Annotated in this window: 23 protein-coding genes; 14 read left to right on the top strand and 9 right to left on the bottom strand. The window is 54.6% G+C overall.

All coding sequences use genetic code 11. From position 1 onward, the window contains the following. Positions 1–70: 70 nt before the first annotated feature. Entirely contained in the window at positions 71–736 is a 666-nt protein-coding gene (locus tag MRY16398_RS16950; protein WP_071196119.1) for an HAD family hydrolase, read from the top strand. Positions 737–740: 4 nt separating this feature from the next. Here the strand turns inward: MRY16398_RS16950 and phnE (MRY16398_RS16945) are convergent, their stop codons facing one another. The 4 genes from phnE (MRY16398_RS16945) to phnC form a co-directional block, all read right to left on the bottom strand. Beyond that, complete coding sequence (gene phnE, locus MRY16398_RS16945; protein ID WP_125124865.1) at positions 741–1622, bottom strand: phosphonate ABC transporter, permease protein PhnE; 882 nt, start codon at positions 1620–1622, stop codon at positions 741–743. Next, on the bottom strand, positions 1619–2488 hold the full coding sequence (phnE, locus tag MRY16398_RS16940) for a phosphonate ABC transporter, permease protein PhnE (protein ID WP_039079407.1): 870 nt from the start codon (positions 2486–2488) through the stop codon (positions 1619–1621). The genes phnE (MRY16398_RS16945) and phnE (MRY16398_RS16940) overlap by 4 nt, the downstream gene beginning before the upstream one ends. 89 nt (positions 2489–2577) lie before the next feature. Next, on the bottom strand, positions 2578–3519 hold the full coding sequence (gene phnD, locus MRY16398_RS16935; protein ID WP_125124864.1) for a phosphonate ABC transporter substrate-binding protein: 942 nt from the start codon (positions 3517–3519) through the stop codon (positions 2578–2580). 35 nt (positions 3520–3554) lie between these two features. After that, complete coding sequence (phnC, locus tag MRY16398_RS16930; RefSeq protein ID WP_107224547.1) at positions 3555–4397, bottom strand: phosphonate ABC transporter ATP-binding protein; 843 nt, start codon at positions 4395–4397, stop codon at positions 3555–3557. Positions 4398–4703: 306 nt separating this feature from the next. On the opposite strand from phnC, the gene MRY16398_RS30965 reads away from it, so the two are divergent. From MRY16398_RS30965 to MRY16398_RS16895, 7 genes are all read left to right on the top strand, one after another. Continuing rightward, positions 4704–5213, top strand: coding sequence for a lysozyme family protein (locus tag MRY16398_RS30965; RefSeq protein WP_125124863.1), 510 nt, complete (start codon positions 4704–4706; stop codon positions 5211–5213). Next, the gene (locus MRY16398_RS16920; protein ID WP_125124862.1) at positions 5210–5668 is read left to right on the top strand and encodes a lysozyme inhibitor LprI family protein; all 459 of its coding nucleotides are present in this window, start codon (positions 5210–5212) and stop codon (positions 5666–5668) included. Before MRY16398_RS30965 ends, MRY16398_RS16920 begins: the two co-directional genes overlap by 4 nt. Before the next feature lie 534 nt (positions 5669–6202). Next, positions 6203–6658 carry a MarR family transcriptional regulator gene (locus MRY16398_RS16915; RefSeq protein WP_071196112.1) on the top strand — a complete coding sequence of 152 codons (456 nt, stop codon included), beginning with the start codon at positions 6203–6205 and terminating at the stop codon, positions 6656–6658. Between the two features lie 27 nt (positions 6659–6685). Beyond that, positions 6686–7864, top strand: a complete 1179-nt coding sequence (locus MRY16398_RS16910; RefSeq protein ID WP_125124861.1) for an efflux RND transporter periplasmic adaptor subunit — start codon at positions 6686–6688, stop codon at positions 7862–7864. Positions 7865–7874: 10 nt separating this feature from the next. Continuing rightward, a complete protein-coding gene (locus MRY16398_RS16905; RefSeq protein WP_039079399.1) occupies positions 7875–9413 on the top strand; it encodes a DHA2 family efflux MFS transporter permease subunit in 1539 nt (512 codons plus the stop codon). Between the two features lie 325 nt (positions 9414–9738). Then, positions 9739–10971: an MFS transporter gene (locus tag MRY16398_RS16900; protein WP_079496658.1), complete on the top strand. Its 1233-nt coding sequence runs from the start codon at positions 9739–9741 to the stop codon at positions 10969–10971. Positions 10972–11083: 112 nt separating this feature from the next. Continuing rightward, entirely contained in the window at positions 11084–11764 is a 681-nt protein-coding gene (locus MRY16398_RS16895; RefSeq protein ID WP_071196111.1) for an ABC transporter substrate-binding protein, read from the top strand. A 20-nt stretch (positions 11765–11784) separates the two neighbouring features. Here the strand turns inward: MRY16398_RS16895 and MRY16398_RS16890 are convergent, their stop codons facing one another. After that, positions 11785–12741: an AraC family transcriptional regulator gene (locus MRY16398_RS16890; protein WP_108701482.1), complete on the bottom strand. Its 957-nt coding sequence runs from the start codon at positions 12739–12741 to the stop codon at positions 11785–11787. Between the two features lie 113 nt (positions 12742–12854). Between MRY16398_RS16890 and MRY16398_RS16885 the strand changes: the two genes are divergently transcribed. Then, complete coding sequence (locus tag MRY16398_RS16885; RefSeq protein WP_125124860.1) at positions 12855–14048, top strand: MFS transporter; 1194 nt, start codon at positions 12855–12857, stop codon at positions 14046–14048. 97 nt (positions 14049–14145) lie between these two features. Here MRY16398_RS16885 and MRY16398_RS16880 read toward each other — a convergent pair whose 3' ends face one another. Continuing rightward, a complete protein-coding gene (locus MRY16398_RS16880; RefSeq protein ID WP_125124859.1) occupies positions 14146–15159 on the bottom strand; it encodes an aldo/keto reductase in 1014 nt (337 codons plus the stop codon). Positions 15160–15261: 102 nt separating this feature from the next. On the opposite strand from MRY16398_RS16880, the gene MRY16398_RS16875 reads away from it, so the two are divergent. Then, positions 15262–16158, top strand: a complete 897-nt coding sequence (locus MRY16398_RS16875; protein ID WP_197718595.1) for a LysR family transcriptional regulator — start codon at positions 15262–15264, stop codon at positions 16156–16158. A 41-nt stretch (positions 16159–16199) separates the two neighbouring features. Next, on the top strand, positions 16200–16988 hold the full coding sequence (locus MRY16398_RS16870) for a phosphotransferase family protein (RefSeq protein ID WP_125124857.1): 789 nt from the start codon (positions 16200–16202) through the stop codon (positions 16986–16988). Between the two features lie 49 nt (positions 16989–17037). On the opposite strand, the gene MRY16398_RS16865 is transcribed toward MRY16398_RS16870, so the two are convergent. Then, complete coding sequence (locus tag MRY16398_RS16865; protein ID WP_071196105.1) at positions 17038–17544, bottom strand: AAA family ATPase; 507 nt, start codon at positions 17542–17544, stop codon at positions 17038–17040. 291 nt (positions 17545–17835) lie between these two features. On the opposite strand from MRY16398_RS16865, the gene MRY16398_RS16860 reads away from it, so the two are divergent. After that, positions 17836–18513, top strand: a complete 678-nt coding sequence (locus MRY16398_RS16860; RefSeq protein ID WP_125124856.1) for a DUF1963 domain-containing protein — start codon at positions 17836–17838, stop codon at positions 18511–18513. A 22-nt stretch (positions 18514–18535) separates the two neighbouring features. Here MRY16398_RS16860 and MRY16398_RS16855 read toward each other — a convergent pair whose 3' ends face one another. Then, entirely contained in the window at positions 18536–18937 is a 402-nt protein-coding gene (locus MRY16398_RS16855; RefSeq protein ID WP_079496650.1) for a RidA family protein, read from the bottom strand. A gap of 143 nt (positions 18938–19080) precedes the next feature. Between MRY16398_RS16855 and MRY16398_RS16850 the strand changes: the two genes are divergently transcribed. Continuing rightward, positions 19081–19686: a TetR/AcrR family transcriptional regulator gene (locus MRY16398_RS16850; protein ID WP_039079390.1), complete on the top strand. Its 606-nt coding sequence runs from the start codon at positions 19081–19083 to the stop codon at positions 19684–19686. Here the strand turns inward: MRY16398_RS16850 and MRY16398_RS16845 are convergent. Next, positions 19683–21146 (bottom strand): MFS transporter, encoded by a 1464-nt coding sequence (locus MRY16398_RS16845; RefSeq protein WP_125125695.1) that lies wholly within the window; start codon positions 21144–21146, stop codon positions 19683–19685. The two genes, MRY16398_RS16850 and MRY16398_RS16845, sit on opposite strands and share 4 nt — an antisense overlap. Positions 21147–21358: 212 nt before the next feature. Here MRY16398_RS16845 and MRY16398_RS16840 point away from each other — a divergent pair, with 212 nt between their 5' ends. After that, positions 21359–22228: a LysR family transcriptional regulator gene (locus MRY16398_RS16840; protein WP_039079389.1), complete on the top strand. Its 870-nt coding sequence runs from the start codon at positions 21359–21361 to the stop codon at positions 22226–22228. The last annotated feature ends 5 nt before the right edge of the window (positions 22229–22233 follow it).

The following is a 22233-nucleotide window of genomic DNA, read 5'->3' as shown; positions in this document are numbered from 1 at the left end:
CCGCTCAACATCGTGATGTCATATATTTTTGTCAGTCTGTGCGTCCAAAACGGATAAAAAGGAAGCCACAATGTCGCAACCGCTTTACGTATTCGATCTGGACAATACGCTGATAGATGGCGACAGCAGCACCATCTTTAGCCGTTTTCTGGTCCGCGAAGGGTATGTCAGCGACCCGGAATATTTGCTGCATGAAGAACGCCTGATGCTCGATTACGCACGGGGGGAGATGGATTTGCAGGAATACGTTGCGCTGATCCTCTCTCCGCTCATCGGACTCAGCCGTGATGACGTTGACCAACTGGTGGCGCGCTGTGTGCAAACCGACATCCGTCCGCGTATTTACCCGCAGGCGCTCGCGCTTATCCAGTTATTACAGGCGCAACATCAGCCGATGCTGATTATCTCGGCTTCGGTCAGCCTGCTGGTGAAGGCAATCGCGCCTGTGCTGGGTATCCGGCACGCCATTGGTATTGAGGTTAAAATGGATAACGACCGCTATACCGACATCATTGACGGCACCCCGAGCTATCAGGAGGGCAAAATCACCTGCCTTCACCACTGGCTCGACGCGCATCCGCAAGCCAATGGTCCGCTGACGTTTTATACCGATTCAATTAATGATCTGCCCCTGTGTCTGCGTGCCGACGAGGTTTTTCTGGTCAATCCCTGTTCACAGCTCGCCGCCCAGGGAGAACAGCACCGTTGGCCGGTGCTGAACTGGCGTCTGGACTAAACCGCTACGGCGCTTTATAAAGCGGAACCGGCTTTCCGGTGATATAGCGGCGTCGCAGCCAGGCGGACGCCGCATCCATCGCCATCACGATCGCCACCAGAATCAGGGTGATAAACATCACCACATCCCAGTTCCACAGGCGCATGTTTTCGGCGTAAATCAGGCCGATCCCGCCCGCGCCGACAAAGCCCAGCACCGCCGCTGACCGGGTATTCGATTCAATCTGGTAGAGGCTGAGCGACAGAAACGTGGGGAAGGACTGGGTAAAGGTACTAAAGCGGTGTTTTTGCAGACCGCTGGCACCGACAGCCGTCAACCCGCGAGCCGGTGAGCGGTCCACCGCCTCGTGGTTTTCCGCATACAGACGCCCCAGCAATCCGGTGTCCTGCATGATGATCGCCAGCACCCCGGCCAGTGGCCCAAGCCCCACGGCCCTGACAAAGATAAGCCCCCAGATAGCCATATCAACACCGCGCAACATATCGAACAGGCGACGCATCAAAAACGCCACCACTCCGGCGATACCGCCTTTCATAATATTACGTGCGGCAAAGAAGGAGAGCAGCAGCGCGATAAAGGTGGCGGTCAGGGTCCCGGCAAAGACGATGGCGAGCGTCATGGCAATTTGGGTGAAGTAGTAGCGAAACGGCCAGTGCATAAAGTCATGCCAGACAAACATACGCAGGATGTAACGGCCAATTTGCGTGATGCCGTTGAGTGCCTGATCGGCGGGAATGCCGAACCGGGCAAAAAACCAGACGTAATAGAGCAACCCCGCCAGGGCAATCAGACCAAGACGGCGCAAATAACGCCCCTGCGCCCGAAACAATGTCTTATGCTGCTGACGGCTTAATGCCACATCGGGTGCGGCCTGCCAGTGACTCATTTTCCACCCTCCAGCACCCACTGGCGCAGACGGCCAGACAGGGTATCCAGTGCCGCAACGACGACAATAATCAGCAATAGCGTGATGCTGACCTGATCGTAGCGGTCAAGTTTGATATTGGTCATCAGCTCCTGGCCGATGCCGCCAGCGCCCACCAGCCCCAGAATGGTGGAGGAGCGGAAGTTGATCTCAAGGCGCATAAATCCATAGGAGAGAAAAAGGGGCTTCACCTGTGGCCACAGGGCGAAGCGGACGCGCTGAAAATGGCTCGCGCCACAGGCGGCCAGACCGCGCACGGGGCGGTCATTAGCGCTTTCAATCGCTTCGTAGAAGAGCTTGGTCAGACTACCAACGGTATGCAGCATGAGCGCCAGAAAACCGGGGATCGCGCCAATGCCAAAGGCCATCACAAAGATAACCGCCCACGCCAGTTCCGGCATGGTACGTAAAAATGCCACCAGCGCACGGATACCAAAACGGACCAGCGGCGGCGACCAGGTGTTACCTGCCGCCAAAAAAGCGAATACCGTTGCCAGGACAAACGATACCAGCGAGGCTGCCAGCGCCAGTTGCAGGGTTTCCCAGATAAGCGGCAATTGTATAGGCAGGCGATAGCCCCAGTAGGCCAGCGACCCCTTTGTGTGGCTGTCGGCAAAGAGCGTGGATACATGCAGCGTCGGCATGGTCTCCCGCATGTAGTCGAAGAAATTCGGCAGTGAATGCCAGATGGTGTTCAGGTTAAATTCCGCTGCGTTTCCGGCAGTAAAATAGAGTGCGAGTAAGACAAGCGACCAGGCGACCGTGTCACGTTTCTGGCGCATTCTGATGTTCTGGTAATACTGCTCAAACGACGTATTCGTGTTCATGGCTAACCGGTCTCAGGCGGAGACAACACTCGAACAAAAGCCCCGGGCGTTCAGCCAGGGGCTATTTTTTTAACGCACACGAGTGCGAATTAACGTGCGGCCACCAGCTCACGTTTCATATCGATAATCTGTTTGTAATCTTCCACGCTGCCAGGACCGATATGCTGGGTGCCGCCCATCGCCTTGATGAAACAGGCATGGTCGTCGGTATCCAGTTTTTTGATGGCGGTGACCACTTTGGCTTTAAAATCAGCCGGCAGGCTATTGCTCACCAGAATAGGGCCGTTCGGGATCAGCGGTGATTTCCAGATAATGCGGATCTGTTTCATCAGATCCGGATGATCCATGCGAATGAGGCGGTTAAACGCGCCCACGCTGTAGCCGGAGTTATAGTCGCCGACCATGGAAGTCCAGGTTACTGCGCCCGCGAACTGATTGTTCAGTACACCCAGAATGTCCTGCTCGTGGCCGCCGGAGAAGGTGACGCTGGAGAAGAAGTTGTTGTATTTGTTGTCGGCAGTGCCGCCGAACTGCTGTTTGAACGTCTGGTTCGGGATCAGGAAGCCAGAGGTGGAATCCGGATCAGCGAAGCCGAACGGTTTGCCTTTCAGGTCTTCCAGTTTCTTATACGGGCTGTCTGCTTTGACGATAACCACAGAATAATAGCCGCGCGACTGGTCTTTATCGTCCACGGCGAGGCCCACAATATCCACCGCTTTCGGGTTGTTGATATAGACCGAAGCATACGATGCAGGCGACATGCTCAGCACCACGTCGACTTTGCCGCCCAACAAGCCCTGAATAACGCCAGAGTAGTCAGACGAGTTACGCAATTTGGTGTCGACGCTCAGTTCCTTGTCCAGAAAGTCTTTTACGCACTGGTTATCGCCAATTTGCTGGGTGGCGTTCTGCCCGCCGAGGATACCCAGATTTAATTCCTTCGGTTGTTCAGCCGCGTTCACCTGCCACGCCAGCAGAAGACCTGTCATCAATGCCGATAAACGTAATGCGCCTGAAATATGCTTTTTCATTGTCATTGCCTGTGTCGTCTCAATTGAAGGAAGAATTAATGCAGTTGACTTATTTCATCACCATAAAGCGTGTGCAAAACATCCTGCGTCAGCGCAGAAGGGGAGGCGTCAAAAACAATCCGTCCCTGTGCAACACCGATAACACGCGTGCAGTATTCCTTTACCAGTTCCACGGAATGCAGGTTTACCATCACGCTGATGCCTTGCTCACTCACTTCTCGTAACACGCGCATAATGCGCTGCGTATTTTTGGGATCCAGCGAGGCGACGGGTTCATCCGCCAGTAAAATCGAGGGGTTTTGAATTAACGCCCGACAAATTGCCACGCGCTGCATCTGACCGCCGGAAAGGGTTTCCGCACGTTGCAGCGCGTGCGGCAGCATGTTGAGCCACTCCAGCAGTGCAATAGCTTTTGCGCGATCTTCGGCTGTAAAGACTTTGAACAACGACTTAAAGCTTGAGGTCTGGCTAAGCCTGCCCAGCAGTACGTTGGTCAGCACGTCGAGACGCGGCACCAGGCAAAAGTCCTGAAAAATCATCCCGCACTGGCTGCGCCACTGGCTCAGCTCACGGCCTTTAAGGCGAGAAACATCGCGCGGTAGACCGACATCGGGGAAACTCAGGATCTCACCGGATGTCGCGCTGTGCGTTCCGTTGAGCACATGCAGCAGGGTGGATTTACCGGCGCCGGAGCGGCCAATCACGCCGACCATCTCACCGCTGTGCAGGTCAAAGCTGATGTCCTGCAACACAGTCTGATGGCTGTTGTAGGATTTGCTTACGTTTTTGACGCTCAGCACCTTATGCAGCGGGGCGCTGTACAAGTGGTGCGACGAGGGCGCCAGGGTTTCCGGGTGTTCTGCCAGTGCGCTGTTCATGTGTCATCCAGATTTTTCACGAGAATGCCCAACATTACGGGGATTGCGTGTGATCGTTTTATGATGAAACAGAGAACAAATAATGAACGGGGCGAAAAAACGTTCTGGGCGTAAAGCTATTGAAAAAGCATAAAAACGATAAGGTCGTTATGGGCGAGGGGCGGACGCTATCATCAACCTCAGCTATTTTGATTTACGAAGTTGTGCTTACGGTTTACTCCCGGTAGAAGCAGGCAAGAAACATCAGTTGTTTTTCTTATCGCATCATGCATGAGTGGACAGCAATTTCGATTAAAGGAGGAATCAATGTCACATTCGTCATCAAGAAGAAAAGTTTTAGACATAGAAGGCCTTCTTGCGCACAGAGCGTCGCACGCACGGAGTTGCACTAACCACGTAGCGAACAGATTGGGAATCACCCGCAGCGAACTACTGATGAAGGTTGAGAAAGAGACAGGCGCAAGTCTGATTTCGCCGCTTACGGAAGATGAGTTAATGAAAGCGTTTAACTTTGGTGAGCTAAGCTATGTGCAGCAAATTGAATTATTCAAACGTTCTTATTTAGAGAAAAAGAATTACGCCAAACCTTTTTATGAAAAAACAGCAGCAAAAAAAACGAACGCACCCTCATGGGATCAACTCGACCAGAAAATAAAAGATGTCGTTGTCGATATTTTTTACCAGGGCATAAGACATCCAGCAAGCTTAATCGAGGCTGCAATTGCTGGCAGAACAGCGCTTATTAACTTCATCCGGGAAGATTCATCACTCATGCGTTATGAGCCTACAAGACACAGAATCAGGTATTTACAATGAAGAAAATAATGTTAGCGATTATTTTGTTGGCTTTAGCTCCGTCAGCCTTCAGTGCTGAAAAAGCAGATATTATCGCCGGGCCAGAAACTGATACTTGTTGGCATAATAATGCTGACCGTGGAAAAGCTTCTGAATGCTTACACGCTCTTAGTGACAAAAGCAATAAAAGCATGGATGAGTTAATTGCCAAAACAGTTGGGCAAATAAAGGAGAACAATACTGGGCCCGTATATAAAAGCCAGGATCCTCAACTGACCATTGGTGATGTCTTCAGTAAGCTTTTCCTGGAGTCGCAAAATTCATGGAAAGAGTATCGCAAGAACTTCTGTTTAGGCGTTGGGTCGCAAATCGGTGAGGATGCCTATGATTACTGGCCCTATATTTATCAGTGCCAAATCAACCTTAATAAGCGGCATACTGAAGAGATAAAAATGCTTCATGCCGATGAAGAGTGAGTGAGATTAGTAATTGAGCGTAGTTGCCTGCTGACTGACTTTTGTAGTTCAGCAGGCGTAACCCTGTTAATGGATTGATTTGATGACATGATGTTTTCGTGCTGGTGGACGGGGTGATGGTGATGAGCATTGCGTTCTTTGCCAAAGGCTTCGGCAATATCGACTGGTGCATCCTCCGCGATCGTCACCGAAAGAGATCCTGGGCGTCTCCGGCTGAGTTTTCAACTTCTCTGGCAATACTGCCTGTATCGTCACGCCGTTGTACATCGGCTACATCCCGGCCGTTAACCTCGCCATTCTTGACCCTGGTGCGATGCGTACCCTTAGCCGGGTCTCATTTCTGCCTGTCATTGTGTCCCTGAAACGTCTGTAAATTGCCCCGCCGAAAACGGCGCAACAGTATCCGGCTATAAGCGCAGCGGCGCGAAACGCACCATTCAGAATGTATAGATTTGTGCTCTTTTGCTGACACCACGTTGACAAACATTTGCCTGGTCAGTAATTTCATTTGTAATTATTGACCAGGCAAATAACATGAAAGACGTTACAGATACCCCTAATCCTAAGCTCCATCTCGGCTTACTGATTCATCTGGCGAACCAGTTTAAAGACCAGCTTATCAGCCACTTTTTTGCCGACACGGATATCACCGCTGCGCAATTTAAAGTCCTGATCAGCATTTACAAAGGTTTCAACAGCCCGCTTGAAGTCAGCAAAAATTTGTTGATGGATGCCGGGGCCATGAGCCGGATGCTCGAGCGGATGGTGAAGCGCGAACTGATCCTGCGCACTCCCAATCCGGAAGACAAACGTCAGGTTATCCTGGCGCTGACTGAGAAAGGGCAGAAAATTTGCGATCGCTTTCAGAACGAAGCGCTGTCTTCCATTCTTGGCTCGCTGACTGCCCGTCTGACCCCAGAAGAATCCCGCCTGCTGGTACAGCTATTGATCAAAATGCTGCCAGACGAGGCCACCAAACCCCATCGTTAAGTTGTCCTGAATAAGGTTACGATAAAGATGCAAAATTCATCTGCACAACCAGAACGCGCACCCAGCAAACGTAAGCGCAACTTCGCCATACTGCTGGTAATCCTGGTGCTTATTGCCGCCGGGTGCCTGGCATGGTACTTCCTGTATGCCCGTTATTACGAAACCACTGACGATGCCTACGTTAATGCCAACCTCGTGACACTGACCCCGCAAATTGCCGGAACAGTCACCCAGGTCGCCGTTGATGAAGGGGATTACGTCACCAAAGGCCAGCCGCTGGTATTGCTTGACCCCAGCGACACGCAAATTGCCCTGCAACAGGCGGAAGCCAACCTGGCCAGCACCGTGCGTCAGGTCCGCGGTCTGTACAGCACCGCAGACAACTACCGCGCTCAGGTGGCGGCGAAAAAAGTGGCCCTGCAAACCGCGCAGAACGACTTCGCGCGTCGACAGAAGATTTTTGCCAGCGGGGCGATTGCGGCAGAAGATATGTCGCACTATCGCGATGCCGTGGCCACGGCGCAGAGTGATTTAGCGGCGGCGCAACAGGCGTTGAGTACCAACCTGGCGATGGTGGATGACACGGTCATCGACAGCCACCCGGAAATCAAAAGCGCGGTGGCAACCCTGCGCCAGCGCTATCTGGATAACGCCCGTAGCACCATTGTGGCGCCGGTCAGCGGTTTTGTGGCGAAACGCGCGGTCCAGTTGGGAATGCGCGTTGACTCCGGCACGACACTGATGTCGATCGTCCCGCTGGATCAGGTCTGGGTGGATGCCAACTTCAAAGAGAGCCAGATGAACACCATGCGTCTGGGGCAGAAGGTAGTCCTGACCGCCGATCTGTACGGCGATAAAGTGGAATACCAGGGCACCATTGAGAGCTTAGGTATTGGTACTGGTAGCGCATTCTCGTTGCTGCCGGCCCAGAACGCCAGCGGCAACTGGATCAAAATCGTTCAGCGTCTGCCGGTGCGTATTACCCTCGACCCGCACGATATGGAGAAACATCCGCTGCGTGTCGGGCTGTCGATGTTTGCCAAAGTGGATATCCGCGACACCGAGGGCCATCTGCTGCCGCAAAAAACGGTCGCAGCACCGCGCTTTACCACCGATGTGTACCAGAACGCGCTGGATAAAGCCGATCAGATGGTGGCGAAAATCCTTCATGACAACAGTCAGTCGGTAGCGGCAAACAGCCGCTAAGAGGGGCGTTATGCAAGATAAGGCGGCCTTTACGCCACCCAGCCTGCTGCTCGCCACCATTGCGCTGTCGCTGGCGACCTTCATGCAGGTGCTGGATACCACCATCGCCAACGTAGCGTTGCCGACCATCGCCGGCAACCTTGGCGTGAGTTCGGACCAGGGGACCTGGGTTATCACCTCGTTTGCAGTCTGCAATGCCATCGCACTGCCGTTGACCGGGTGGTTTACCCGGCGCTTTGGGCAACTGAAGCTGTTTGTTGGATCGGTCACACTCTTTACTCTGACCTCGTTCCTGTGCGGCTTTGCCCATAGCATGACCGAGCTGATTATCTTCCGTGCGCTGCAGGGGTTTTTCGCCGGGCCCATGTTCCCGATGTGCCAGACGCTGCTGCTGGTTATCTTCCCGACCACCAAACGCAGCATGGCGCTGGCGCTGCTGTCGATGGTGACCGTGGTGGCGCCCATCGTCGGGCCGATTACCGGGGGCTGGATCACCGATAACTACTCCTGGCCGTGGATTTTTTATATCAACGTGCCGATCGGTATTTTTGCGGCCATCGTCGTGTGGACGCAGTTGCGCGAACGTGAGGAGACCACCACGCACGCCCCCATTGATTACATCGGCATTATGCTGCTGGTGCTGGGCGTGGGTCTGTTGCAGGTGGTGCTGGATAAAGGCAACGATCTCGACTGGTTCTCGTCGACCGAGATCATTGTTATGTCGGTGATCTCAGCTATTGCGCTGGTCTCCTTTGTGATTTGGGAGCTTGGCGAGCGCCATCCGATTGTGAACCTGCGGCTCTTTGCCGACCGTAACTTCGCCATCGGCACCACCACACTGATGCTCGGCTACGCGGCGTTTTTTGCCATCAACATTATTCTGCCGCAGTGGTTGCAAACCCAGATGGGCTACACCGCGATCTGGGCGGGGCTGGCGGCGGCGCCGATGGGCTTCCTGCCGCTGCTGCTTACGCCTATCGTGGGGCGTTATGCCAACCGGGTCGATCTGCGGATTCTGGCGTCGCTGTCGTTCCTGACCATGGGGGTGTCGTGTCTGCTGCGTGCGCAGTTCAACACCAGCGTGGATTTTCGCACGATCGCCGAAGTGCAGATGTTTATGGGTATCGGTGTAGCGCTGTTCTTTATGCCGATCACCACGATTGTGCTGTCGAATCTGCACGGCAATGAAGTGGCGGAAGGCTCCGGTCTGGCGACGTTCTTCCGCGTGCTGGGAGGCTCTTTTGCCTCGTCACTGACGACCTGGCTGTGGTCGCGGCGAGAGGTATTTCACCATGCGAATCTGACCGAGAGTGTCTCGGTGTATCACCCGCCTGCCATGGATTACCTCAATAAGATGGGTGGCGTCACGCAGCAGCACCTTGCCGCAGTGGATAAAACCATCGAACAGCAGGCCTATATGATGTCGACCATCGACTATTTCTGGCTGTTGGGGTGGGGGTTTATGGTGCTGGTGGTGATTATCTGGTTTGCGAAACCGCCGTTTATTCGCGCCGGTGCGCCGGGGGCAGCGCCAGCGGCGGGGCATTAATCAGAGTGAGAAGGGACGCTATATTAGCGAGAAGGAAAGGTTCCGTTCACGACACAGCCATTTTGGACGCAATGAAACCCGTGGCTACCCTCGATGGGGCCGCAGGGATGGTGCAGGGGGCCGCGGTGGCCCCCTTTACCCGTTCACGAGGCTGATCGTGACGGAGCTCGCATGAGTTTTCGTGAACGGAACCTGGTCCACTTAACTGACATGTACTGAATAATGCTATGCGTATCCCAGGCGCTACAGCATTCACTAAACGGGAACCAGGAATCACCGCCGGGCAAACATCATGCCCTGGCTTACCACTTTTATAGGATTTTCTATGGCACCACTGTTGTCCGGCAACGATGGCCGTTTACTGCAACATCGCTCATTCGTCTCGTTTTGGCTGGCGCGCACCAGCTCAAGCTTCGGCTTTCAGATGTTGTCTATCATCGTTGGCTGGCAAATCTATTCGCAAACCCACAGTGCCTTTTGGCTGGGCATGATAGGCCTGGTGCAATTTTTCCCTTCCGTTATTCTCGCACTGCCCGCCGGACATATTGCCGACCAGTTTGATCGCCGTCGGGTCGTGATGTTTGGCCAGATACTGGAATGGGCGGCCATTGCGCTCCTCGCCTGGCTGACCTGGAAAGGGGATGCCAGCGTTGGGGTGATCTTGTCGCTGATTTTTATTATCTCTTCGGCGAAAACCCTTGAATCACCGGCGATGATCTCAATGCTTCCTGCGCTGGTGCCCACCTCGATTTTGCCGCGTGCTACGGCCGCCAACGCGGTATCCGGCCAGGCGGCGCAGATTGTCGGGCCTGCGCTGGGCGGTTTCCTGTATGCGGCTGGTGCGGAGGTGGTTTATGCGGTGACGGCGGGGCTGTATCTGCTCTCGTTAATGCTGGTGCTGACGTTGCGCTATGAGCAGGCGCTGCCGCCGCGTACCCCGCCGACGCTTTCCTCACTGTTTGCCGGTGTCGATTTTATCCGTAAGCGCCCGGATGTCTTAGGGGTCATCTCCCTCGATCTCTTTGCCGTCCTGCTGGGCGGGGCAACGGCGCTACTGCCGATTTTCGCTCACGATGTGCTGCACACCGGCCCCATTGGTCTGGGTGTGCTGCGTAGCGCCCCTGCCGTAGGGGCGTTGCTGATGGGCTTCTGGTTAAGCCATCGTGCGCTTAAGCGCAATGTCGGGATGATCATGTTTATGAGTGTGGCGGGGTTTGGTGTTGCCACGCTGGTTTTCGCGCTGTCGAGCTGGATGTGGCTGTCGCTGCTGGCGCTTTTTGCGCTGGGCGGCTGTGATATGGTCAGCATGGTCATTCGTGGTTCGCTGGTACAACTCGACACGCCGGATGAGATGCGCGGGCGCGTCAACGCGGTGAACTCCATTTTTATCAATACTTCAAATCAATTGGGTGAGTTCGAGTCCGGGATGCTTGCCGCCTGGCTTGGTGCCGTGCCTGCGGCGGCCATTGGCGGTATCGGTACGCTGGTGGTGGTGGCGCTGTGGATGAAGTGGTTCCCTAATCTTCGTAAGCGCCAGCGGCTGGAAAGTGGGGCGTAGCAATAAGGCGCGGGCAATTCAATTGCAGATTGCCCGCGCATGACGAACGGCCTGTTGCTATCTTTTCCTGACGGGAGAACCGATCACACCGCGTTGCGCACAGGAGAAGCTCATGTCAGATGAAACGTTACCCACCCTGCGTTTTGCCATCAATTTAGGTAATGCTGTGTTGGCCTCGTTGACGCCTGATGGTCAGCCAGCAGGTATCACCGTTGAACTGGCAAAAGATATCGCCCGTCATCTGCATTGCCGCCCGGAATTCATCACTTATCCTGCCGCCGGGAAGGTGGTTGAGGACGCCGGCCAGGACGTCTGGGATATTGCCTTTTTGGCAATCGATCCCAAACGCGAGGATCGCCTGCGCTTTACGTCCCCGTATATCACCATTAAAGGGACCTTGCTGGTGCGCGAACAGAGTGACTGGCGAAGCGTTAGCGACATGGATAAGCCGGGTGTCGTCATCAATGTGGGCAAGAATGCGGCCTATGACCTCTGGCTATCACGCGAGTTACATCATGCAACGCTGAACCGCCTTTCATCCTCCCAGGCGGCGATTGATGCTTTTTTAGCGGGGGAAGGTGAGATGGCCGCCGGTATTCGCCAGCCGCTTGAGGCCGCAGCCCAAAACAATCCAGGCTTTCGCGTGTTGCCGGATGATTTCACCGAAATTCAACAGGCCATCTGCGTGGCAAAAGCCGATGATCGGTATTTTGATGCCATAACAGAACGGCTCGCCCGGTTGGGTGAAGAAAACACCTTGTCAGAAATGATTGCCGGACATATTCGCCAGTAGTCTTCAACCGGTGCAAACCCTCATAACTCCGGCTGTGACTGGGCGGCCTCGCGAAGGGCGCCCGGCGGGTGGCCGACAATGCGCTTAAAGGCCCGGCTGAATGCCGCGAGCGAACCATAGCCCAGTCGCAGCGCTACGGTTTCGATAGCCTGGTTTTCATGGCTAATGTACTGGATCGCCAGCCGCATACGTAGCTCGCTGAGATATTTTGCCGGGGTGCTACCGGTGGCAGAGAGGAAACGTTCAGCAAAGACAGAGCGGGATGTTCCTGCCTCTTTTGCCAGGTCCGCCACGCTCCAGTTAATGCCCGGCTGTTGATGCATGGCGTAAATCGCCCGGCTCAGCCGTGGGTCGCGCAGCACCTGCACCCAGCCGGTGGCTTTGCCGCAACCGGCTTCCACCCAACCGCGCACAATCAACGCTGCGACCACATCCGCCAGCCGCGCCAGGATACCCGCAAACCCGACCTGACGGGTCATTGATTCGCGCTCCATGGCGGCAAGCAGGGGGTGAATTTCCGGCCAGGTTGACATCAGCTTACTGACCATCATCACTTCCGGCATCGCTTTAATCAGCGGCTGCATCCCGCCCAGTTCGAAATCCATACATCCGCTGAATATCACCACGTTTTCACTGCCTTTGCAGGGTTCGCAGGTGATTTGGCAGACCGAGCCGCAAATGGCTTCGCCGTGAAATGCGGAGACCGGCGTCGCCGTCGCGTTGTCATCCGAGAGCAGGGCATGAGCGTTGCCGTTGGGAATAAACAGCGCATCGCCGCTGTTGAGCGCAAAACGGGTACCGCTCTCCATCCGTAATACCGCCGGGCCACGGCTAACGAAATGAAACTGGGCTTTACCGGGTGCGGCGTCGAAGGCGAAACCGAACGGCGCGCTGGCCTCAAAGCGGCGGTATTTCACGCCAGAAAGGCGCATACCGCGCAGTAACTCGCTGATGAGATCGGGGGTCTGAACCGCCATCGCTACAACTCCGGACGAATTATCAATAATTGGAGATTATATGTCATAGATCGTCCGTGGGGAACTTCCTATGCTTTGCGACACAGGTCACATTTTATGACGGGAGAGAACAAATGAATGCAGATGTTGCGGTGAGAGAGGTGACTGCGCCCGTAAAGCCCGCCTGGCGAGCCGTCTATTCACTGGGGCTTGGGGTGTTTGGTTTGATTACCGCCGAGTTTTTACCCGCCAGTTTATTGACGCCCATGGCGGCGAGTCTGGGGGTAAGCGAAGGGATGGCCGGGCAGGCGGTGACCGCCACGGCACTGGTGGCACTGCTGAGTGGGCTGTTGATTGCTGCCGCCACGAAAAATATTGACCGTCGCTGGGTGCTGATTTTCTTTTCGGTATTGCAAATCATCTCCAGTCTGCTGGTGGCCTTTGCCCCCTCGCTGCATGTATTGCTGCTTGGGCGTCTGCTGTTAGGCGTGGCGATTGGCGGCTTCTGGGCGATGTCGACCGCCACCGCGCTAAGGCTGGTGCCCATCGCCCAGGTGCCAAAAGCGCTGGCGATTATCTTTTCCAGCGTGTCGGTTGCAACAGTCGTCGCCGCACCGCTAGGCAGCTATCTGGGCAGCATTATAGGCTGGCGTAATGTCTTTCTTCTTTCAACCGCACCGAGCGCGCTGGCGCTGCTGTGGCAATTATGGGTGCTGCCATCCATGAAACCGGAACACAGTAGCAGCCTGAGCGCACTGTTTCGCGTACTGCGTCGACCGGGCATGGTGGGCGGGATGCTGGCGAGTATTCTGATTTTCAGCGGCCATTTTGCCTTCTTCACCTATCTGCGACCTTTTCTGGAGACTGTCGGGCAGGTGAGTGTGGAGAGCATTTCGTTGATCCTGTTGGGATTTGGGCTGGCAAACTTTGTCGGCACCTCCCTCGCCGGGCATCTGCTATCACGCAATTTACATCTGACCCTGGCGCTGGTGCCGTTTGGAATGGGGCTGATGGCGGTTGCGATGGTGCTGTTTGGGCATCTGGCGTTGCTGGATGGCTTGCTGGTTACCCTGTGGGGCTTTGCCTTTGGCATGGTGCCGGTAGGCTGGAGCACCTGGCTTGCGACGACCGTGCCGGATGAGGCGGAAAGCGCGGGCGGGCTGCTGGTGGCATCGGTGCAGCTTGCCATTGGCGCGGGCGCGGCAGGCGGTGGGGCAATATTCGACGTCAGCGGGGCAAGCGGTGTCTTCACCGGCAGCGGGTTACTGCTGCTGACGGCGATGTTCATTGTATTTATCGGCGTGCGGACAAAACCGGTCGCCGCATAAATACCCTGCAAAAGAGCGCGCTTTGTGCCGGATGAACAGCCCAAAGCGCTGAGTGAGACAGTGGCGACCTTTTCCATTAAGGATAAAGGGACGCTATTCAGGACGCCGTTTCTTCTGGCACGTTGGTGCCCATGCCTTCGGGCAGAAACGGCGCGATTTCAGCCAGTTCGTCCTCGCTCAGTTTGAACCCGGCAGCCCCCAGCAGACCGTCGACCTGTGCCGGGCGGCGCGCGCCGACAATCGCACCGGATATGGCAGGCTGTCTCAGCACCCAGGCAATCGCCACCGCCGCGGGTGTCAGCCCGTGGCGATCGCCAATCCGACGGAAGGTCTCCACCAACGCAAGGTTTTGGGTCAGCCGTGGCTCCCGAAAGTCCGGACTGCGGGTTTTGCGCCAGTCGTCATCGGGGAGGCGGGCGATGCGTTCACGCGTCATCGCACCGCTCAGCAGACCTGATTGCAGGGTGGAATAGGCGATGACGCCGACCCCCGTTTGCTCACAGAAGGGCAGGATGTCAGATTCGACCTCGCGCATGAGTGCTGAATAAGGCGGCTGGAGTGAGGCAATCTCCGTAACGGCCTGGGCGCGCTTGAGTTGTGCGACGTCAAAATTGGAGACGCCGATGGCGCGGATCTTTCCTTGCCGATGAGCCCTGTCCAGCACCGAGAGCGCCGCCTCAATGCCGTCATCCGGGCCGTCTGCCGGGAAGGCAGGCCAGTGGATCTGATACAGATCGATAGTTTCTGTCCGAAGGCGGCGCAGGCTTTCGTCAATCTCCCGAAGTAACGAATCCGGTGCCAGGGAGTGCGAAATCTGCCGACTTATCGGATCCCAGACCAGGCTGCCTTTGGTGAAGACTAACGGACGGCGCGAAGCTGGCACCCGGCGCAGCAGTCTTCCGACAATTTCCTCGGCATGACCCAGACCGTAAACGGCGGCGGTGTCGATCCAGTTCACGCCGCGTTCCACGGCGTATTCCAGCGCGGACAGGCTTTCTTCGTCATCCTGCGCTCCCCAGCCAAATTCCCAGCCCGCCCCCGCGATGGCCCAGGTTCCCAGCCCGATAGGTGAGATAGTGAAATCGGCATTCCCCAGTTTTCTGTGCTGCATGGTTTAACTCCTCAATCAAGTAGACGGCGCCAGTGTGTCACGGTAGATAGCAGGCGATAAGCCATGTTATGTTTGATGAACTACTGAATAATTCTCATCAATATGACAATCGATCTGCATGAACTTGACGCCTTTGAAGCCGTGGCACGGCATCGCAGCTTCCGTAAAGCGGCCGCTGAGCGAGGTGTCTCTGCCTCGGCCCTGAGCCATGCCATGCGTGGACTTGAAGAGCGACTGGGCGTGCGTCTGCTCCACCGCACCACCCGCAGCGTTACGCCCACCGAGGCAGGCCATCGCCTGCTGGCCCGGCTCGCTCCTGCTTTGCGTGATGTCGCCGATGCGCTCGCCGACGTGACGGCATTACAGGCGGTACCCGCAGGCACGCTGCGTCTGAATGTACCGCGTCCGGCGGCCTGGTTGGTGCTGGCCCCGATACTGGCGGGATTTGTGGCGAAGTATCCGTGCGTAAAAGTCGACGTTGTGACTGACGACGGCCTGGCTGATATCGTGGACAGTGGCTTTGACGCGGGTATCCGTTTTGGCGAAAGCCTGGCCGGAGATATGGTGGCTGTTCCTGTCGGTCCGCCGCAGCGCTTCGTTTGTGTTGCGTCGCCGTCTTACCTGAAATTGCGTGACGCGCCGAAAACGCCGGACGAACTGCTGGATCACGCCTGTGTTTGCCGTCGTTTTCCAAGTGGCCGCCATTATCACTGGGAATTTCTGGTCTCAGGAAAATCGCTGACCGTTGCTGTTGCTGGCCCATTGGTGTTCGACGACGATATGTTAATGATTCAGGCTGCACGCGACGGTGCAGGCATTGCTTACGTTTACGAGGCGATGGTGAGAGAAGAGGTAGCCGCGGGTCGGTTGGTGTCTCTACTGGATAGCTTCAGCGCGCCGCCGGGGCGATTTTTCCTCTACTACTCCGGGCGGCGGAATCTGCCGACCGCGTTGCGGGCCTTTGTCGATTTTATTCGCGCAGAAACGCCATCGCTTTAAACACCGGAGTACCAGAAAAATACCCACTGAGGGAGAGAGCTATGTCAGTTGAAAATCTATCCCGGATGGGGGTAGCCAGAGTGGCGCTTCTTGTGGATGAAGCGGGTCATCAGTTCATCGAGAAATGTCCTGTTGGTGAAGTGGAGTACCATTTTTATCAACAGGCGGCCAATGCACTCACCCACGCAGGCGTTGCCGTGCCGAAACTGTTATCTGCCGATCCTGAGTTACGCAGGCTAAGACTGGAATATATACCCCGTGAAGTTGACCAGGATGAAGTCTGCGCAGATGAAATACTCATTATGCTCGGAAACTTACATCGATACACCGCCAGTCCGCAGTGGCTTTACCACAACCATGCATGGTCAGACTCCGCGCTTGAGCACGCTCTTCTGCTCCTGGCGTTACCCGACAAAAGTGCACGACAATTTCGGCACTTCCGGCAGTGTAGTGATGTTTTGTTTGGTTATCAGAATCTGATTTCTGGCGATAGCAATGCCGGTAATTGGGGAAGAAGAGCGAACGGTGATGTTGTGCTTTTCGACTGGGAAAGATTTGGAAGAGGAAGCCCGGCCATCGATCTGGCTCCCCTTATAAAAGGAATGGGAGCGAAACACGCCTTTACTGATCTTGCCGAACGCTATTGCCAGTTATCGGGTCAGCGTAATTCCACAGCGCTGGCGAGAGAAATGGCTATTGCTAAAGCATGGATCGTCACCGAAGTGATTACGCTGCTTTATGAGCGGAAAAAATCAACCTTTCCTTTGTATCTTAACTGGTACAAAGAACATCTTCCCGACTGGTTAGATAACATAGAGAAAATGCTTTGAATAAATACGGGCATTAAAAAGCCGTCTGCTGACGGCTCAGGTTCACTATTTAGCTGTATTCAATAATAGTGAACCCTTCATCTGCACTCGGTGCTGTGAAATAACGCGTTATCATTTCAAACTCTTCATCTGTTGCTGCAAAATCGTGCGCGCCTTCGGCGTTACGGGCGCGTAAACGGGCTTTGCATATATCGTCAGAGACGTTGAGATAATGCAGGCAATTATTAGCACCCGACGCCGTAATGATATCCATCATCCATTCACGATTCGCCCGTGTATTTGCCGGAAAATCCAGAACGACCGATACACCAGCGTTCAGTAAGGATATCAGATGTGGCTTCATGGCATTTTTGAGCTTTGCTGCGCACTGCACATACGCCGCGACGGACTGTATTTCATCTTTATAGAGTGCAGCCAGCCACGTGTCCTCACTGATAATGATCGTGCCTGGCGATGCCCCCAATCTTGCAGTTAACGTGGATTTACCCGAAGCGATTTTTCCACATAAAAGGTGAAGAGTTGGTTTTACTGCTTTGACAGGTGTATCCGTATTCATGCTTTGCCTCACTGGATGATTACCGGTAAGGCCCGCCTTACCGGCGGGAAGATGACGAGCGTTATCCCACCTGACAGGGGCAGGTGATAATAATTAACGCATAAGAAGATACTGAACAGATTTTTATCATCAGATGAAGCTAACAGGGGGAGGGTGAAAAGTCACATGTTTTGAGAAAGGATTACTGAGGTCTTCTTTGGTCCGGGCCTTTCCGGGAAGCATTTTTATATATAATGAGCAGGTCTTAATCCCCGATATTAAGAGAATATCCTCATACGCAAGGCAACGAAGATGAAATCCGAAAGTGCGTTAGTTTTAGAAGAGCTCAGGTCCAAATTGCGCCCCGCATCGGTGGCTCAGGTCGGTGGTTTTCGCCCCAGTGCAGATCCTCTTACCTCCTGGTTTTTAAAAGGAGTATCGCTTGCAGGCGAAGGGCTGCCTGTCTGGAGAGGGAAACCGATGTTTCCGCTTCTTCAGATTCGTATCGATGAGCTTCCTGTTATTCCTGAACAACTCGAGAATGTCGCTCTTCTGGTTCTCTTTCATAATATGGAAAGCCATCCTTTTGACCAACCCCATGGTGAAGGCTGGCTAATTCGTGAATATGCCACGCTTGAGGGGCTTGAGTTATTACCTGAACTGGCCACGCCGTATCGCGCGTTTCCTGTGCGATGGTTAAGTGTGAATGATGATGCGCCGGGCTGGGAGGATGCCTGGGATATTCTTGATCTTTCTGCCGTAAACGATGATGAACCAGCCAGTGACAGTTTCTTTGAGGACTTTAGCCGCTACAGGGGAACCAAAGTTGGCGGATACCCTGCGGAAATACAACATGGTGTCGGGCTTGAGGATTTCGTCTTTCAGGTGGGATCTGAAGAAAAAGTTAATTGGATGTGGGCGGACAACGGCATTGGCTATTTTCACAAATCACCAGACGGCGTCTGGCGATTTTCATGTCAGTTCTACTGATAAATTGACCTGTTTCCTCTGGTTATGACTGATGCGCAGGAATGCGGGCAATCACCTTAATTTCAAAATCGAATCCCGCAAGCCAGTTGACGCCAACAGCAGTCCAGTTTGGATAAGGGGGATGCGGAAAAACAGACTGCTTAACCTGCATAATGGCGGGAAATTGATTCTCGGGATCGGTATGAAAGGTCGTGACATCAATCAAATCATCAAAGGTACATCCAGCAGCATCAAGAACCGCTTTCAGGTTATCGAAGGCAAGTCGCACCTGAGCGGCAAAATCGGGTTCCGGCGTGCCATCTGGCCGGCTTCCGACCTGACCAGAAACAAACAGCAAGTCGCCAGAACGGATCGCGGCGGAATAACCGTGTTCATTATAGAGAGCATGGCGATGAGCAGGAAAAACAGGTTCACGTTGAATCATAGGGTTTCCTCTTTTCAAATAGATAGCGCAGATGAAGCAATACAGGATGGAATGATTTAACATACGTGATGTATGTGTAATAATTATCACATACATCACGTATGTCAAGTGAGATACGCGATGTATGTCAAAAAGGAGAGGGTATGGCTGTTAACCGCCGAATCGAGGCGATGGAAGAAAATCGCGCAAAAATGATTTCAGCCGCGCGTAAGGCCTTTGCAGAAAAAGGCTTTGCTAATGCATCAATGGATGAATTAACCGCAAGTGTGGGTCTGACGCGCGGTGCGCTTTATCACACCTTTGGCGATAAAAAGGGGTTACTTGCCGCGGTTGTCACCCAGATAGATAGCGAAATGGCTCAGCGCGCAAAAGCCGCTGCCGCAACAGCCAGCGATGACTGGGAGAGATTGCTGGCCGAAGGCATTGCCTACATTCAGATGGCGCTGGACCCCGAAGTGAGGCGTATTGTCCTGCTTGACGGCCCGGCTTTCCTGGGCGATCCCGCTCAATGGCCCAGCCAGAATAGCTGCCTTGAATCCACCCGACAAACCCTGACAAGCATGATTGAACGCAAGGTCGTCAAAGAGATGGATGCAACGGCCGCTGCGCATCTGTTGAACGGAGCGGCGCTCAATGCTGCACTGTTGATAGCCGCGAGCGACGCTCCGCAAAAGAGACTGCCAGACGTTATTAAGGTGTTTACGCTGCTTGCCAGCGGGTTACGTCATCATTCAGGCGAATCGCACTAAGATCGCTGCGGGATGCGGCTGGCCGGATCTGAGGGGAGACCAGAGGCGCGCCGGATAAGTCGGATACTTAGTCCGGCGCCTGCCGCCAGACATACCGCCATCGCCAGAAGCGCCACGATAAAGGCATGCGTGATATTGGCTCCGCTTTTAGCGGTGTCCAGCATGCTGTAAAAAATGCCGCCGATGACCGCGACGCTAAGCGCAGTGCTGATTTGTAATGTCGAGCTGGTCACTCCGGCAATCATACCTGAAAATGCCGGAGCAACACGGCCAGTCACCATCCGCACCAGCGTTGGCATTGCCAGCCCCTGGCCAAGACCAGTAACAAAAAGGAGTACTGCAAGCGGTAGCATCGCGGGAGAGTTGCCCGTCAGCGTACTGGCAATCAGCCAGGCAAGGCCTGCTAACCCTGATGTTTCGCATCCCATCCCGATTGTACTCAGGTAATTTCCGACAAAACGCCTCATGTAAGGCGTCAGCAAGGGGCCAGTCAGAAATCCGACGCCGAATGGCAGGAAAAGCAGGCCTGCGGCCAGGGCATTTAAATGCAAGGCGCCTTGCAGATAAACAGAAAACAAAAGAAAGAAGGCGCCGATGGAATAAAACAGCAAAACGATCGCCAGTCCCTGGCCCAGCCCCGGCGCGCCTAACACCGCCGGATCAAGCAGCGGCGAGCCGCCATTTTGCTTAAGATGACGTTCATAACGCCATAACAGAGAGGCCAGCAGCGGGACCGCAAGAAATAACAGCCACGTCCACCAGGGCCATCCCGCCTCACGGCCTTCGGTCAACGGTATAATCAACGCGCTCAGGGTGACTGTTGCCAGCAACATGCCGATGGGATCCAGTCGCTGTACAGATTGCGCCCGTGTTTCTTTCAGCAATGGCAGGCCAAAGAGAATAACCAGCAGCGCCACCGGCAGGTTAACGAGAAAAATAGTTCGCCATCCCAGATGAAACAGGTCCGCAGAAATCAATAGGCCACCCAAAACCTGTCCGATAACGGAGGCCAGGCCAAACACTGCGCCATAGATACTCAGCGCTAACGGCTTCTCCGCTTCCGGGAAAATAGCCTGCACGGAGGCCAGCGCCTGAGGCGCCATAATGGCGGCCGTGGCGCCCTGTAACATGCGCCCGGTAATCAATACCCACGGTGACCAGGCTAAACCGCACAGTACCGATGCCGCAGCAAAACCGATAAGCCCAAGAAAAAACATCTTCCCACGACCATAAATATCACCCAGCCGACCGCCGGTAATTAATGTCACCGCATAGACGGCGGCATAGGATGAAATGACCAGTTGTTCAGCGGAAGAGGAGGCGCCCAGCTCGCTTTGCATGGCAGGCAGCGCAACATTGACGATAAAAAAATCGAGCGGCGGCAAAAATGCGCCGACCAGTAAAATGACAAACATGGCCCAGCGACGCGGCTCGGCTTGCGTGATGGAATGTGTCGACACAGGACACTCATCTGCTAACGGTTCAGTCCCGATGCCGCTGGAGCCACCGGTCGCGATGGCAACGTTGTCTTGTAATTTGTTCATGCCGTAAGCCTCCTGAAATCGCCGCCCAGGGCGGTTTATTGAGGAGGCTATGGTGATATTTACATAATTGTTTTGGAACTGACACTTTTGTATATTCGATGTTCATTTTTGAACGGTGAGACAATGGCATGGAATGGGGCGATGTCCGGGTGTTTCTTGCAGTCATCCGTAAGGGGTCTTTTGGGGAGGCTGCACGCAGCCTTGGCGTGAGCCATCCAACGGTGGGGCGCAGAATAAAGGCGCTTGAGGATGAGGCGCAGCAAGCGCTATTTCGTCGGACAAATGAAGGTCTGGTACTGACGGACGCTGGCGACAGGGTCATGACGCTGGCAGAAGCGATGGAAGATTCTGCGCTGGCGATGGAACGGCGCCTGGCAGGGAATCACGAACGTCTTGAGGGGATATTGCGAATCTCATCAGCAGAGTGGTTTGCTAACTATGTTCTGGCACCTGTTCTGGTCGAACTGACGCGCCGCCATCCGGCCATTGTCCCGGAAATTATCGCAAGCTACCGCTTACTTAATCTCTCGCGTCGTGACGCTGACATCGCCTTTCGCATCGTTCCCTTTACCGAACCGGATATTGTCCAGCGCCGCCTGATGAGTATGCCCTATGCGCTGTATGGAACGCCGGAAACCGCGTATATCGCGCAACATGATCCGGCCGCAGTGGGGCTTATCCTTATGAATACGGCACAATCCCACTTTTCCGACGTGGCCTGGCTGCTCGACAGGTTCCCTCAGTCCCGGCGAGTGTTCACCAGTACCAGCAGGGCCGTTCAGGCGCAGATGTGCCAGCGTGGAATGGGGATTGCCGTATTGCCACGACCTATTGGCGATGCCATACCTGGATTACAGTCGATTCATATGCCGGAGCCGCCGCCGTCCAAAGATATATGGGTAGGGTATCACTATGACCTTCGACATATGGATCGCCTGCGGGTAATGCTGGATATCGCCGATGCAATGCTTGCGGATCCCGCGATGACCGCAAAATGACTCTG

This window comes from Phytobacter sp. MRY16-398 (genome assembly GCF_003925915.1).
GTDB lineage: Bacteria > Pseudomonadota > Gammaproteobacteria > Enterobacterales > Enterobacteriaceae > Phytobacter > Phytobacter diazotrophicus.
Note: the sequence above shows the minus strand (reverse complement) of the source record. Positions and strands in the feature narration are given on the sequence as shown.